Origin of the sequence: Pseudomonas sp. (assembly GCF_030698175.1) — a bacterium.
Classification (GTDB): Bacteria; Pseudomonadota; Gammaproteobacteria; order Pseudomonadales; family Pseudomonadaceae; genus Aquipseudomonas.
In genome coordinates, this window is the sequence record NZ_JAUYNT010000023.1 from 1 (window position 1) to 14664 (window position 14664).

Annotated in this window: 13 protein-coding genes; 8 read left to right on the forward strand and 5 right to left on the reverse strand. The window is 60.7% G+C overall.

All coding sequences use genetic code 11. From position 1 onward, the window contains the following. A partial coding sequence (locus tag Q8R10_RS12030; RefSeq protein WP_305654062.1) for a hypothetical protein occupies positions 1 to 191 on the forward strand: 191 nt, incomplete at its 5' end. A gap of 8 nt (positions 192 to 199) precedes the next feature. Here Q8R10_RS12030 and tsaE read toward each other — a convergent pair. Then, positions 200 to 628 carry a tRNA (adenosine(37)-N6)-threonylcarbamoyltransferase complex ATPase subunit type 1 TsaE gene (tsaE, locus tag Q8R10_RS12035; protein ID WP_305654098.1) on the reverse strand — a complete coding sequence of 143 codons (429 nt, stop codon included), beginning with the start codon at positions 626 to 628 and terminating at the stop codon, positions 200 to 202. Positions 629 to 698: 70 nt separating this feature from the next. Further along, complete coding sequence (locus tag Q8R10_RS12040) at positions 699 to 2213, reverse strand: NAD(P)H-hydrate dehydratase (protein ID WP_305654064.1); 1515 nt, start codon at positions 2211 to 2213, stop codon at positions 699 to 701. Positions 2214 to 2271: 58 nt separating this feature from the next. Between Q8R10_RS12040 and queG the strand changes: the two genes are divergently transcribed. Then, positions 2272 to 3411, forward strand: coding sequence for a tRNA epoxyqueuosine(34) reductase QueG (queG, locus tag Q8R10_RS12045; protein WP_371133331.1), 1140 nt, complete (start codon positions 2272 to 2274; stop codon positions 3409 to 3411). 33 nt (positions 3412 to 3444) lie between these two features. Here the strand turns inward: queG and orn are convergent, their stop codons facing one another. Then, positions 3445 to 3987 carry an oligoribonuclease gene (gene orn / locus Q8R10_RS12050; protein WP_305654067.1) on the reverse strand — a complete coding sequence of 181 codons (543 nt, stop codon included), beginning with the start codon at positions 3985 to 3987 and terminating at the stop codon, positions 3445 to 3447. A gap of 89 nt (positions 3988 to 4076) precedes the next feature. Between orn and rsgA the strand changes: the two genes are divergently transcribed. Then, a complete protein-coding gene (gene rsgA / locus Q8R10_RS12055) occupies positions 4077 to 5096 on the forward strand; it encodes a small ribosomal subunit biogenesis GTPase RsgA (RefSeq protein WP_305654069.1) in 1020 nt (339 codons plus the stop codon). Between the two features lie 58 nt (positions 5097 to 5154). On the opposite strand, the gene motB is transcribed toward rsgA, so the two are convergent. Both motB and motA read right to left on the reverse strand, forming a co-directional pair. Continuing rightward, positions 5155 to 6210 (reverse strand): flagellar motor protein MotB, encoded by a 1056-nt coding sequence (motB, locus tag Q8R10_RS12060; protein ID WP_305654071.1) that lies wholly within the window; start codon positions 6208 to 6210, stop codon positions 5155 to 5157. 16 nt (positions 6211 to 6226) lie between these two features. Then, positions 6227 to 7078 carry a flagellar motor stator protein MotA gene (gene motA / locus Q8R10_RS12065; protein ID WP_305654072.1) on the reverse strand — a complete coding sequence of 284 codons (852 nt, stop codon included), beginning with the start codon at positions 7076 to 7078 and terminating at the stop codon, positions 6227 to 6229. A gap of 116 nt (positions 7079 to 7194) precedes the next feature. Here motA and Q8R10_RS12070 point away from each other — a divergent pair, with 116 nt between their 5' ends. From Q8R10_RS12070 to Q8R10_RS12090, 5 genes are all read left to right on the forward strand, one after another. Then, complete coding sequence (locus Q8R10_RS12070) at positions 7195 to 8721, forward strand: HDOD domain-containing protein (RefSeq protein WP_305654073.1); 1527 nt, start codon at positions 7195 to 7197, stop codon at positions 8719 to 8721. 46 nt (positions 8722 to 8767) lie between these two features. Next, the gene (locus Q8R10_RS12075) at positions 8768 to 9583 is read left to right on the forward strand and encodes a rhodanese-like domain-containing protein (RefSeq protein ID WP_305654074.1); all 816 of its coding nucleotides are present in this window, start codon (positions 8768 to 8770) and stop codon (positions 9581 to 9583) included. 44 nt (positions 9584 to 9627) lie between these two features. Continuing rightward, a complete protein-coding gene (gene asd, locus Q8R10_RS12080) occupies positions 9628 to 10488 on the forward strand; it encodes an archaetidylserine decarboxylase (RefSeq protein ID WP_305654075.1) in 861 nt (286 codons plus the stop codon). Between the two features lie 167 nt (positions 10489 to 10655). Then, positions 10656 to 12473 (forward strand): molecular chaperone, encoded by a 1818-nt coding sequence (locus Q8R10_RS12085; RefSeq protein ID WP_305654076.1) that lies wholly within the window; start codon positions 10656 to 10658, stop codon positions 12471 to 12473. A 63-nt stretch (positions 12474 to 12536) separates the two neighbouring features. Further along, positions 12537 to 14606 carry an EAL domain-containing protein gene (locus Q8R10_RS12090; protein WP_305654077.1) on the forward strand — a complete coding sequence of 690 codons (2070 nt, stop codon included), beginning with the start codon at positions 12537 to 12539 and terminating at the stop codon, positions 14604 to 14606. The last annotated feature ends 58 nt before the right edge of the window (positions 14607 to 14664 follow it).

Consider the following 14664-nt stretch of genomic DNA (forward strand, 5'->3'; position numbering starts at 1 on the left):
AGGCGCAGGACGCAGGTAATGGTTATTCCCTTGCCAAGTCCTGCAACAACAGCGGGGGCCATTTCTCGCGCAACCCGAAGGGCCGGGCCTGTTTTTGCGCGAGGCGGCGTTTCTCGTCGCTCATTTGGAACAACCAAACCATGCTCCTCGTGCCTTGCCTCGCGCAAAAACAGACTCCGGCGCGGCCGTGAATAAAACGTCAACAGACCCTAGCCAACGCGGCGCACCAACGCTCGCCCCGTGCACCTTGCGGCTGCAAACAGAGCGAGCGGCCACCCGCTTGTGCGGCAATGGTAATGTCCAGATCAGCCTTTGGCAAAACGCCAGCACCGCGCTGCGGCCATTCGACCAGACACAGGGCGTCATCCTCGAAATAATCGCGAATCCCCATGAACTCCAACTCCTCGGGATCGGCCAGGCGATAGAGGTCAAAGTGAAAGACTTTTAGTGGGCCGATCTCATAGGGCTCGACCAGAGTAAAGGTCGGGCTTTTCACCGAGCCAACATGGCCGAGCCCACGAATAATGCCCCGCGACAAGGTGGTTTTGCCGGCGCCCAGATCACCATGCAGATACAGGGTGCCGCGCCCCTCGGTCAGCGCCGCCAGCTGTGCGCCCAGCGCCAACATAGCCTCCTCTCCCTCGACAAACAGCGTCACGCTAACCACGGTAAAACTCCTCTAAGCACGCCGATAACACTCAACCCAAACACGGCGAGCACTCCTCTAATAACTCTCCAATGCTGGCCAGCAAGTCGCCCGCCGCCAAGCCACGGCCCGCGGCGCCGCACAGCTCACCGGCCCGCGCATGCAACCACACCGCCAAACATGCCGCCTCGAAGGCCGGCAGCCCTTGGGCGCGCAATGCGCCGATCACACCCACCAACACATCACCAAAGCCGGCGCCGGCCATCGCCGGATGACCGCGATCACACAGGGCCAAACGCCCATCCGCCGCGGCGATCAAACTGCCGGAGCCTTTCAATACCACTACCGCCTGATAACGCGCGGCCAGCGCCAAGGCGGCGCCGGGACGATCGGCCTGCACCTCGGCAATGCTTAGCCCCAATAAACGCGCCGCCTCCCCCGGATGCGGGGTCAAGACCGCATCAGCCGGCAGTTGCACGCCACCCAAGGCGAGCAAGTTCAGCGCATCGGCATCCCAGACCTGCACCGCTGCCCGGTGCGCAACCGCGCTAAGTAAACTGCGCCCCCAGGCCTGCTGTCCCAACCCCGGACCGACCACCAGCACATCGGCACTGGCGGCCAAGCCCAGCAACTGATTGGCCGAGGCCAGGCCCTGCACCATCACCTCCGGCTGGCGCGCCAGGGCCGCCGCCACATGTTCACTGCGGGTCGCCAAGGACACCAAACCGGCACCACAGCGCAACGCACTTTGCGCCGCCAACAGCGCCGCACCGCCCAGACCACGGTCGCCACCGACCACCAGCAGATGACCAAACTGCCCCTTATGAGCACTGCGCCGGCGCGCTGGCAGCCAGGGCAAGTGGTCCGGGGCCAGACGCTGGGCTGCAGTCGCTTGTTCGGCCAGCAGTTGTGGATCGGCCTGCAGGTCGTCAAACACCAGGCTGCCGACCAGGTCCGGCCCGCCCCCGGTAAACAGCCCCAGCTTGAGGCCGATAAAGCTCACCGTCAGCTCGGCGCGCACCGCCACACCCAGCTCGCAACCGGTATCGACGCACAAGCCAGAGGGCAGATCCAGCGCCAGTACCGGCAGACCGCTGGCATTAATCTGCTTGATTACTTGCGCCAGCGGTTCGCGCACCGAGCCTTTGACGCCGGTACCAAGCAAGCCATCAACCAGCACCCCAGACAAAGGCGTCCCGGCCTGCCATGGCCGTATCGACACTTGCGCGGCGTGCGCCTCGGCATAGGCCAGGGCCGCATCACCGGTCAGGGCTGGCGGCGCAACCAAGGTCAGCACCTGCACATTCCAGCCGGCGCGCTGCGCCAGCACCGCCAACAAATACCCGTCGCCGCCATTGTTGCCGCCGCCAACCAGCAACGTGACGCTGTCGGCATCCGGCCAGCGCCGACGCAAGGCGCGCCAGGCTGCGTGGGCGGCGCGCTGCATCAGCTCAAAGCCAGGCGTACCGGCGGCAATCAGGCGCGCGTCCAGCTCGCGCATTTGCGCGGCGCTGTAGAGTGCAACGGGCCATTCATCGTCAGCGGCGGGTTTAAAGTCAGTAGTCACGTGCGTGAGCTCCAATGTCTGGCAGAATTATACCTATCTCCACCGTGGTTTCTTGTTTATGCACTCCCCCGCCCCCGACATCCCAGCCCTCGGCCAAGCTATCAAGGAACCTGCTGCGCCGCCGCGTGCGGCTGCTACCGGAGGCCTCGATCTCGCAGCCCTCAGCCTGAACATCAAGGAATGGGGCCGCGAACTGGGTTTTCAGCAGGTCGGCATCGCCGGGCTGGACCTGGCCGAGCACGAACAGCACCTGCAGCGCTGGCTGGACGCCGGTTATCAGGGCGAGATGGACTATATGGCCGCCCACGGCAGCAAACGTTCCCACCCGGACGAATTAGTCCCCGGCACCTTGCGGGTGATCTCGCTGCGCATGGACTACCTGCCCGGCGACACCGAGATGAGCAAGCGCCTGAGCCAGCCGGAAACCGCCTACGTGTCGCGCTATGCCCTGGGCCGTGACTATCACAAGCTGATTCGCAAGCGCCTGCAGCAACTGGCCGAGCGCATTCAGCAAGCCATCGGCCCCTTCGGTTACCGGGCCTTCGTCGACAGCGCGCCGGTATTGGAGAAAGCCATAGCCCAGCAAGCGGGCCTGGGCTGGATCGGCAAAAACACCCTGGTGCTGAACCGCAAAGCCGGCAGCTGGTTTTTTCTCGGTGAGTTATTTGTCGACCTGCCACTGCCGGTCGATGCGCCCCACGTCAGCGAACATTGCGGCAGCTGCAGCGCCTGCCTGGACATCTGCCCGACCGGCGCCTTTGTCGGGCCTTATGTGCTGGATGCGCGGCGCTGCATCTCTTACCTGACCATCGAACTGAAAGGCGCGATCCCGCTAGAGCTGCGTCCGCTGATCGGTAATAGAGTATTTGGCTGCGACGACTGCCAAATCATCTGCCCGTGGAATCGTTTCGCCCGCCCCACCAATCAAGGCGACTTTCAGCCTCGTCATCAGCTGGACAACAGTGAATTGGCGCAGCTGTTTCGCTGGACCGAAGAAGAGTTTCTCAGCCGCACCGAAGGCTCGCCGCTGCGCCGTACCGGTTACCAGAACTGGTTGCGTAACTTGGCGGTGGGCTTAGGCAATGCGCCGTCGAGCATTCCAGTACTGGAAGCACTCGAAGCCCGACGCAACGATCCGTCGGAACTGGTGCGTGAGCATGTGGCTTGGGCACTTAGCCGGCACGACCAGCACGACTGACCGATCCCTACTTCCTACTTCCTACTTCCCACTTCACTCCTTGATAAAGTGCTTGCGGTAGTACTGCAGCTCGGCAATCGACTCGCGAATATCGTCCAGCGCCTGGTGGGTGCCTTTCTTCTGCAGGCCATCTTTGAGCTGCGGCGCCCAGCGCTCCACCAGAATCTTCAGGGTCGATACATCCAGATTACGGTAGTGAAAGAAGGCCTCCAGGGCCGGCATATAGCGACAGAGAAAGCGCCGATCCTGGCCAATGCTGTTGCCGCAAATCGGCGACTTGCCCTTGGGCACCCACTGCTCGATAAAGGCCAGGGTCTGCGCCTCGGCCTCAGCCTGGCTGATCTTGCTGTCGCGTACCCGTTGGGTCAGGCCGCTCTCGCCGTGGGTGCGGGTGTTCCACTCATCCATCCCGGCCAGCAGCGCATCGCTCTGATGCACGGCAATCACCGGGCCCTCGGCCAGCACATTGAGCTGGCTGTCGGTGATGATGGTGGCCATCTCGATGATGACGTCGGTGTCCGGCTCCAGGCCGGTCATTTCCAGGTCGATCCAGATCAAATTCAGGGGGTTTTGCATGCTGTTGCTCCTCGGCGTAGACGCGCAGTCTAGCGTGCTAAACTGCCAACCGCTTTATTCTCCCGCTGCACTCCCCATTTGGAAGCCCCATGGCCAAACGCCAACTCAACCGCCGGCAAAACTGGCGTATCGAGAAGATTCAGGAAGAACGCGCCGCCCGTGCGGCCAAACGTGAATCGCATACCCTCGACACCCTCGAAGGCGGCGATCTCGGCCCCGAGCAACTGGGTTTAGTGATTGCCCACTTCGGCGTTCAAGTTGAAGTCGAGGCGCTGGATGGCGAGCTGGCCGGCCAGGTAAGCCGCTGCCACCTGCGCGCCAACCTGCCGGCGCTGGTCACCGGCGACCAAGTGGTCTGGCGCGCCGGCAATCAAGGCATCGGCGTGATAGTCGCGCAACTGCCGCGTAGCACCGAGCTGTGCCGGCCGGACAGCCGCGGCCAACTCAAGCCAGTGGCGGCCAACGTCGACCTGATTGTGATTGTGTTTGCGCCACTGCCGGAGCCGCACCCGAACCTGATCGACCGCTACCTGGTGGCGGCCGAACACGCCGGGATTACCCCGCTGCTGCTGCTGAACAAAGCCGACCTGATCGATGCGCAAAACGGCCCGACGCTGGAAGCCTTGCTGGCGGTGTATCGCCAGCTCGGCTATCCGCTGTTGGAAGTATCCGCCCACGAAGGCGGCGGCATGCAAGCCTTGCAGGAGCGGCTAAATGGCCACGTCAGCGTCTTCGTCGGCCAATCGGGGGTGGGTAAATCCTCCCTGGTCAACAGCCTGCTGCCGGGCGTCGACCTGCGCGTCGGCCCCCTCTCGGAAGTGAGCGGCCAAGGCACGCACACCACCACCACGGCGCGGCTGTTTCACTTCCCCGGTGGCGGCAAGCTAATCGACTCCCCCGGCATTCGCGAATTTGGTCTCGGCCATGTCAGCCGCGATGACGTGGAAGCCGGCTTTATCGAGTTTCATGAGCTGCTCGGGCACTGCCGTTTCCGCGACTGCAAGCACGACCGCGAACCCGGTTGCGCCCTGCTCAAGGCCCTTGAAGAGGGGCGTATCCAGCAGCAGCGGATGAACAGCTACCGACACATTCTTAGCAGCCTGACCTAAGGGTCACCGCCCATGAAAAAGCCGCGATGATCGCGGCTTTTTCATGGGCGCATTGCCGTTATTGCTGCGCTGGCACTTGATCCAGCTGCAAGGCACCGTCTTCAAAGATATTCAGTTTCTCGCGCAGTTCCGGCGCCTGTAATGGCTCGGCAATCGGTGCCGGTGGTGCGCCAGGCTCGCCAGGGGCGCCTTCGGTTGCGGCCCCCGGCTCGGCTGGCGCCGCAGGGTCTGCCTCTTGCGCGCCCTCAATGCTGCGTTGGGCTTTTTTGGTCAGCACCACTATGTCGATACGCCGATTGACCGGATTAAGCGGGTCGGCGCGATCAAACAAGGCCGACGAGGCGTAACCCACCACCCGCGCCACCTGATCATCCGGCACGCCACCAAACACCAGCGCACGCCGGGCTGCATTAGCGCGATTGGCCGACAACTCCCAGTTACCGAAATCGCCACGCCCGGCAAAAGGCTTGGCGTCGGTATGGCCGCTGACGCTGATCTTGTTCGGCACCGCCTTGATGGTGTCGGCCATGGCCAGCAGAATATCCTCGAAATAGAGCTCGAGGTTGGCGCTGCCGCTGGCAAACATCGGCCGATTGGCGGCGTCCATGATCTGAATGCGCAGGCCGTCTTGAGTGATTTCAAACAGAATCTGGTCTTTAAAATTCTTCAGCTGCGGGTTTTCTTCGATTTTGTTCTGCAACTCTTGCAGCAACAGCTCAAGGCGCTCGCGCTCAACCTGCTCGGCCAAGCTTTCGGCCTGGGCCGGATCGACCTTGGGATTGATTTCCGCCTCTTTGCCGACATCCTGCTCAGGCCCGGCGTCAACCTCATCCTTAACCTCAGGGTTGAGGGTCCTATCCGGCGCTGGCGTTGGTGTGCCGCCCAGATCGATCACGTAGGGACTGGCACTTTCGGTAAAACCCACCGGGTCCTGGAAGTAGCCGGAAATTAAGCGCTTCTGCTCAGGGGTCGCCGAGGACATCAGCCACAGCAGCATAAAGAACGCCATCATCGCCGTGGCAAAGTCGGCGAAGGCAATTTTCCAGGCGCCGCCGTGGTGGCCGGCGGCAATCTTCTTGACCCGCTTGACGATAATCGGCTGGTTGTTTTCCATGAGTCAGGCCGCCTAGTTAGCTGCCACGCATGGCTTGCTCAAGCTCGCTAAAGCTTGGTCGATGGGCCGGATACAGCACTTTACGACCAAATTCCACCGCCAGGGTGGGCGGCATTCCAGACGCCGAAGCGACCAGGCAGGCCTTGATGGCCTCATACACATTCAGCTCTTCTTTGGCGTCATGCTCGATCGCCGTCGCCAGCGGCCCGAAGAAGCCATAAGCGGCCAGAATCCCCAAGAAGGTCCCCACCAGCGCTGCTGCTACGTGCATGCCCAGCTCACTCTGCTCAACGGCGCCGAGCAGGCCCATGGTCACCACGATCCCCAGTACCGCCGCGACTATACCCATCGCCGGCATACCATCGGCGATCCGCGCCACCGCATGGGCCGGGTGTTCGAGGTCTTCTTTAAGACTATTGAGTTCCATATCAAACAAGCCTTCCAGCTCATGGGGGGCCATGTTGCCGGACGACATGATCCGCAGGTAATCGCACACAAAGGCGGTCATGCCGGCATCTTTGAGAATGCCCGGATATTTGCTGAAAATTGGACTGGCGGCGGGGTCTTCAACATCCGATTCAATCGCCATCATGCCCTCACGGCGACTCTTGTTAAGAATCTCGTAGAGCATCTTCAGCACCTCTAAATAGAAGGTATGGGTAAAGCGTGAGCTGAACATGCTTAGCGATTTTTTCAGCACATGCATAAAAGTGCTGGGCGTGTTGGCCTGCAAGAAAGCCCCCAGCGAAGCACCGCCGATGATCAGCACCTCGAAAGGCTGAAACAAGGCGGCGAGTTTACCGTGAGACAAGATGAAACCGCCTATAACGCAGGCGAACACGATGATGATGCCGATGATTTTTATCATTAGAAAACGCTTACCAGAGGATGATTACGAGTCTTTGCAAACAACTCTTCTACTTATCGGATCTTATGAGCCAGACTATAGCCAGTTAGTGCGAAAAGCCAATTTGACCCGAGCCTATGTCGACCAGTAAACCCCTGCCGCACACCCTTAGCGCCTGGCTCAAAGAGCTCGATGGCGTGCGCCTGCCAGTCAGCAATGACGAGCATCGCCGCGCCTTGCACACTCTGCGCGACAACAAAAGTTCGCTGGGCGAAATAGCCGAGAGTTTGCAGGCCAGCCCGACGCTGGCGCTGCTGGTTATGCGCGCCGCCAATCGCAGCAAAAGCAGCCTTAGCGACCCTGCCGCCAACCTTGAGGTCGCGCTGTCACGCTTAGGGCTACAAACTACGGAAAATCTGCTCAATCAGCAGATGCCAGTTAGCCCCGAGCAAATCCCGCGCGAGTTGCGCCAACTGCAATTGCTCAGTCGGCATGCCTCTCAGCAAGCCAGCGGCTTGTTTGGCGCGCGCCTGGCGCGGCTCTGGCACGACGTGCATTGCAGCAGCCTGCTGCTTTTGGCGCCACTGTGGCCGCTGATTGCCAGCCATCCACAGCTGTTTAACGCCTGGGAGCAGCGGGTGCTGATCAAAGGCGAACCCGCCAGCAAGGTTGAACGCGAGTTACTCGGCCTACCACTGCTGCAAATCTGCCTGGCACTGGCGGAAAAATGGCGACTGCCGGAATGGGTGCTACTGGGCTATCGACTGCTGCTCAATGATCGCCGCCAACTGGTCAAAGCCCTGCGTATCGCCCGCGCTAATGAGCAACCCGCGCAACAACAACCCTTACTCGATGACGACAGTCCACTGCGCCGCTGGCTGACGTTGCCGAGCAACTGCATCTTGCTGGCCAACGGCTTGGCGGTATCGGCCCATCAGGCCTGGAGTTGGCCGCTAGCGCTACGCTGGCAACAACTGACCGGGCTGTACCTGCAACTCAACCTCGGCGATTTGCAACAACAGGTGCACCAGCAAGCCGTCAACAGCGCACGCAAACACTGCGCCACCGAACTTTGGCATCCAGCCCAAGCCTTGCTCTGGCCGTGGCACTGCCGCCATTTACACGCCGAACAGCCGCTGGCAGCAGCCGCACCGCTCACAACCGAGGTGACGGCATGGCGCAAGCACTGCGCCGAGCTGCTGAGCGAGCCCAGCCCGTTTGCCAATGTGCTGCAGCTAACCAGCTGCATCCGCGACGCACTGCAAGCCTGCGGCATGCAGCGTTTATTGCTGCTGCTGGCCGATCGCAGCCACAGTCGTCTGATGGCCCAGCAAACACTCGGGCTACCCAAAGAAGCCAGCGTCTTGAGCCTGGACCCCAACCACAGCAAGGTGCTGCGGCAGCTGCTGAGCAAACCTGCGCAGTTGCGCCTGAGCCCAGCCAACATCGCTCAATATTCGGCGCTGTTGCCGGGCAATCTGAAAAGTTTATTCCCCAGCGAGCAGCTGATACTGCGCTCCATCGCCAGCCAAGAACGGGTGGCCATGCTGCTGATTGTCGACCAGTCGGGCGCGCCCTTCAGCGAGGCCAGTCTGCTGGCCTTTGGTAAAACCGTGCAATGCATTGAGCGCGCACTGGCCAGCTTTGCCAAACGCAGCCGTTAACGCTTGCGCTACAATCGCCGCCTTTCTTGAGTTTGGAGGGCCATCCATGGCCGCCTTCGCAGCGCTACCACTGGTGATTGAACCGGCTGACTTAGCCGCCCGCTTGAGCGCCCCCGAATTAATTCTGGTCGACCTGACCAACGCCGCCCGCTACGCCGAAGGCCACATCCCCGGCGCACACTTTGTTGACCCGAAACGCACCCAGCTCGGCCAGCCACCGGCGCCCGGCTTGCTGCCGGCGCACGCACAGCTAGAAGCCTTGTTCAGCGAGTTGGGGCATAACCCGGATGCGGTGTATGTGGTCTATGACGACGAAGGCGGCGGCTGGGCCGGACGTTTTATCTGGCTGCTCGATGTCATCGGCCACCACAACTACCACTACCTAAATGGTGGTTTGCTGGCGTGGTTAGCCGATCAGCGCGAGCTGTCTTGCAGTATCCCAGCCAAGCACGACGCCGCACTGAGCCTGCATGTGCAGCAAGCGCCAACGGCCAGCCGCGAATACCTGCAAAGCCGCCTGGGGGCCGCCGACCTGGCCATCTGGGATGCCCGCTCCGCCGGCGAATACAGCGGCGAAAAAGCCCTCGCCGCCAAGGCTGGACACATCCCCGGCGCGGTCAACTTCGACTGGAACCTGGCCATGGACCAGACACGTAACCTGCGCATTCGCAGCGATATGCAGCAAATCCTGCTGGAGCTTGGCATTACCCCGGACAAAGAACTCATCACCCACTGCCAAACCCACCACCGCTCAGGCCTTACTTACCTGATCGCCAAATCGCTGGGCTACCCACGAGTCAAAGCGTACGCCGGCTCCTGGGGCGAATGGGGTAACCACCCCGACACCCCGGTCGAACTCTAAATTCAGCGTCACCCAGATTTTTCAACAGTTTTAAAGGAGCCACAATGCAACAGCGCCTGTTCATCCTCAGCCAGTACCTACTGCCCCACCATCTGCTCTCGCGCCTGATTGGCTGCGCCGCAGAATGCCGGGCCACCTGGTTTAAGAGCCGCCTGATCAATTGGTTCGCTAAACAATACCAAGTCGACATGAGCGAAGCCGCCGTCGAACAGCTGGATGCCTATGAGCACTTCAATGCCTTCTTCACCCGCGCCCTCAAGGACGGCGCGCGGCCGCTCGACAACAGCGCCGGTGCGGTACTTAGCCCGGCCGACGGTGCCGTCAGCCAACTGGGCAAAATCGAACATGGCCGGATTTTCCAAGCTAAAGGCCACAGTTTTAGCGTACTGGAGTTGCTGGGTGGCGACAGCGAACGAGCGGCGGAGTTTATGGGCGGCGAATTTGCCACCATTTACCTCTCGCCCAAGGACTATCACCGCGTACACATGCCGCTGGCCGGCACCTTGCGTGAAATGATCTATGTTCCTGGCCGGTTGTTTTCAGTCAATCAAACCACCGCCGAAAACGTCCCGGAACTGTTCGCCCGCAACGAGCGCGCAGTGTGCATCTTCGACACCGAGCGCGGGCCAATGGCGGTGGTACTGGTCGGCGCGATGATCGTCGCCTCAATCGAAACGGTCTGGGCCGGGTTAGTTACGCCACCCAAGCGCGAACTCAAAACCAGCCGTTACGACGCCGCCGCCCGCGCGCCTATTGAGCTGGCCAAAGGCGCTGAGCTGGGCCGCTTCAAACTCGGCTCCACCGCCATAGTGTTGTTTGGTCCAGAGCAAGTGCAGTGGGCCGCAGAATTTGGCGCCGGCAGCCCGGTACGCATGGGTCAACGCTTGGGCGCCAATAGCCTTTAACAGCTACAACCCAGGCTCACGCTGCGCAGTGCCGGTTAAACGCAAGCAACCCGGCACTGTTCCCCAAGCCTGCGATAGGCAGCGCGCGCCACCAGATGCTGCTAAAGTTCGGTCAGCCCCATACTAATAACAGCACGCCCGCGGCGGCGGTGGAGCACTGCAGCTACATGGATAAACAGAGCCCGCACTTGCTGTTACGCGTACCCACGCCGCACCAGCAAAGCCTTAGTTTTTGCGATCCGAGCCCGCGCGAATTAAAGCGTTGGGTCGCCGGTTTGCCGAAGGCCAATCTTGGCGAAACGGCGCGTCTGCTCTACCAAGCGCTGGTCGAACTTAACCAGCTGGCCTGTAGCGCCGACACCCGCCTGCAGTTGCTGGAGTTACTGCGCCCGGAAGTTTATTACGTCTGCAATAACCTTGAGCGGCACTTCCTCAATCAAGCGGTGGTGCTGGATGAACGCCCGCGCAAAGTCGCCAACCTGTGCCAAGCGCTGCAAAATCATTTGGCCATCGGCTATAAATTGATTGTCGTTCAGGAGGTTGGCAGCACCGCTCGCGAACCCTTGCAGCGCCTAGTGACCGCCTTGCAGCGCGCCAGCCACAGCCTCTGCGGCTCACTGATTCGCGCCAGCCAGTTGTATTGCCCGGTGCCTGAAGGGCTCTGGCTGGAGCTACACCAGCTGTATCAAATTGGCTGCAATCAACAGCTACAACGTCTGAGTGTCCGCGACGAGCAATCCAAGCAGGCTGCCAACCCCAGCCTGAGTCTTGAGCAAACCTATCTGGTGGCCTTGCTACTGGGCTGCGCACGCTGCAATCAAATGCGCCAGAGCGGTATTGCCCGACTCGCCGAAGCACTTGAACCCTGGTGCGCACTGGTCAAGCTGCAACCGGCCAGTCAGCCTTCCAGCCTGTTCGCCATCGCGCCACTGGTTGATGGACCGCCGCGCTACAAGTCGCTATTCCCGGCCGGTGAGCTGAACAAACTACTCGGCATTGACTCGCAACCCCTGGCCGATGCGATTAAGGAATACCTGTTATTACCCGCTGAAAACCGCAAGCAGTTCCGACTGCAAGTGCCTGACGGTTTCAGCCTGGATGTACTGCAACATCTCAGCGCCGCCTGGGGCGATATTTCCGAGCGCACTTTTGCCCGCAGCAACGGCCAAGGCAGCCTGACGCTGAGTATCGGCATGAGCGCCGTGCATTACTTTATTGCCGGGCAAACCAGCTTTAACGAGGTACTCAAAAAAGCCGCCCAAACGGTTAAGTTCACCACTCAGTCGACCGACAAAAGTCCGGACATTTGGGGCGGCGCCTTTGATGCACAACGCATTACCCATTGGGAGCCTGGTTTGCCGATGGAGGAAATCGTCTACCAGACTCAGGACGCCGCCAAATCAGAGCACGGCCAAGCCGACGAAGCGGCCGAACTCTACCCAACCTTTACCCTGTCGATCGTCAACCACAGCCCCGGCGGCTACTGCCTGTCGTGGCCAAAGGAAGTCCCAGGACAATTACAGGCCGGCGAAATTCTCGGCCTGCAAGACAGCCCCAATCAAGCCTGGAGTGTGGCCGTGGTGCGCTGGATTCGCCAGGTACGCGGCGGCGGCACCCAAATGGGGATTGAGCTGGTCGCCCCTTTCGCGCAGCCCTGCGGCCTGCAACTGATGCGCAAAACCGAGCAACACAGCCAGTTCTTACGCGCGCTGTTACTGCCGGCAATCGCCGCCATCTCTCGGCCCGCCACCTTAATTACCCCGCGCCTGCCCTTTCAGGAAGGCAACAAGGTACTGATCAATATAAACGGCAACGAACAACGCGCCGTGCTCAGCCGCAAACAAACCAGCACCGGCAGCTTCACCCAGTTTGAATACCGCAGCGTAGAGCTTGCCGACAGCCCACCAGGGAAGCCCGTCACAACGCCAGGAAGCCAAGCAAAAGCCGGGGAGGAAGACTTTGACTCACTCTGGAAGTCGCTGTAGATTGCCGGAAAATTTACCTTTTATCGCCTTTTTGCGTCCGTTTGGCGCAGCCAAGAACTGACCATGGCCATTGAAAAAAAAACGATCCGACTGCTCATTCTTGAAGACTCGCAGAACGAGGCCGAGCGCCTGGTTAGCCTGTTTCGCAACTCCGGACGCGCCACCCGCGTGCATCGCCTGGTCTCCAGCGATGACCTGGCGCAAGCCTTAGCGCAAAGCTGGGATTTGCTGATTGCCGCCCCCCACAGCGACAACCTCGACCCGAACGAGGCGATCACCGCCATTCGCCGCCAAGCCAAAGACATTCCCTTTATCCAGCTCACCGACGGTAATGACTCCGACGCCATTACCGAGGCGCTGGCCTTGGGCGCCCAAGACGCCTTGCCGCAAGGTGAAGATGAACGCCTGATGCTGGTGGCCAATCGCGAATTTGCCAACCTTGAAGAGCGTCGCGCCCGGCGTGTGGCCGAAGTAGCGCTGCGCGAAGCGGAGAAGCGCTGCCAACTGCTACTCGACAGCTCGGTCGATGCCATCACCTATGTGCACGAAGGCATGCACATCTACGCCAACCGCGCCTACCTCGAGATGTTCTGCTACGAAGATGGCGAAGAGCTGGAAGGCATCCCCATGATTGACCTGATCGCCAGCTGCGATCAGAGCAATTTCAAAGACTTCCTGAAGAACTACCAAAACGCCGAAGGCAACGCCGAACTGGCCTGCACCGGCATCAAAGAAACCGGCCAGTCGTTTCAGGCGCGCATGGGTTTCTCACCGGCTACCTACGCCGGCGAGCCGTGCATTCAAGTGGTTATCCGCGCCGAAACCGGTAATGCCGAGTTGGAGCAACGGCTGCGCGAAATCAGCAGCCAGGACCTGGTGACCGGCCTGCACAACCGCAGCCACTTTATCGAACTGATCGATGCGGCCGCCGAGCGCGCGGTGAATGCCGGGCAAGCGGCCTGCGTCGCCTACATCCGTGTCGATCGTTACGCCACGCTGCTGGCCGAGGCGGGCTTGGCCGGCATCGACTTGCTGCTGACCGACCTCGCCCACTTGCTTAGCGCGCACTTTGGCAGCAACGCGCAACTGGCCCGTTTCGGCGACGATGTGTTTACCGTACTGCTGCCCGGGCAAACCCCAGAGCAAAGCCAGGCCAGCCTCAGCGAGCTACTGAAGAAGACCGAAAGCCATCTGTTTGAGATCAACGGCCGGACCTTGCAAACCAGCCTGTCGATCGGCGCCGCCGGGGTTAATGAAAAGACCCCACGCGGCCAGGATGTGATAGATCGCGCGCACCGTTGCGCCGATGAACTCACCAGCGGCAACACGCTGAAACTGTTCAACCCCGCCGACGAACTGGCCGCCGCCGCCAGCCGTGGCAGCGTGGTGGCGATGCTGCAACAGGCACTGGAAAACAACAGCTTCCGCCTGCTGTTCCAGCCGATTATCAGCCTGCGCGGCGACAGTCACGAACACTACGAAGTGCTGCTGCGCCTGCTTAACCCGCAAGGTGAAGAGGTTCCGCCACACGAGTTCCTGCGCGCCGCGATAGATGCCGGCCTGGCCGAGAAAATTGATCGCTGGGTGATTCTCAACTCGATCAAGTTGCTCGCCCAGCACCGCAGCAAGGGCCATAGCACCCGCTTGTTCGTGAACTTGTCGAGCGCCAGCCTGCAAGATCAAACCATTCTGCCGTGGCTGAGCGTGGCGCTGAAAGCCGCGCGGCTGCCCTCCGATGCACTGATCTTTCAGCTGAGCGAGCCGGATGCCATCGCCTACCTCAAGCAGGCGAAAAACCTAACCCAAGGCCTTAGCGAGCTGCACTGTAAAGTCGCCCTGAGCCAATTTGGTTGCTCGTTAAATCCGTTCAATACCTTGAAGCACCTGAGCATCGACTTTGTGAAGGTCGACGGCTCGTTCTCGCAAGATTTGTCCGGCGCCGACAACCAAGAAGCGCTGAAAACCTTGCTGGCCAGCCTGCACGCACAGGCCAAGCTGACCATAGTGCCCTTTGTGGAAAGCGCCAGCGTGCTGTCTACGCTTTGGCAGGCCGGGGTCAACTACATCCAGGGTTACTACCTGCAAGGCCCGACTCAGTCGATGGATTACGACTTCTCGGCCGGCGACGAGTAAAAACGCGCAGACAAAAAAGGCGATCCACGGATCGCCTTTTTCATACCTATAGATTTGT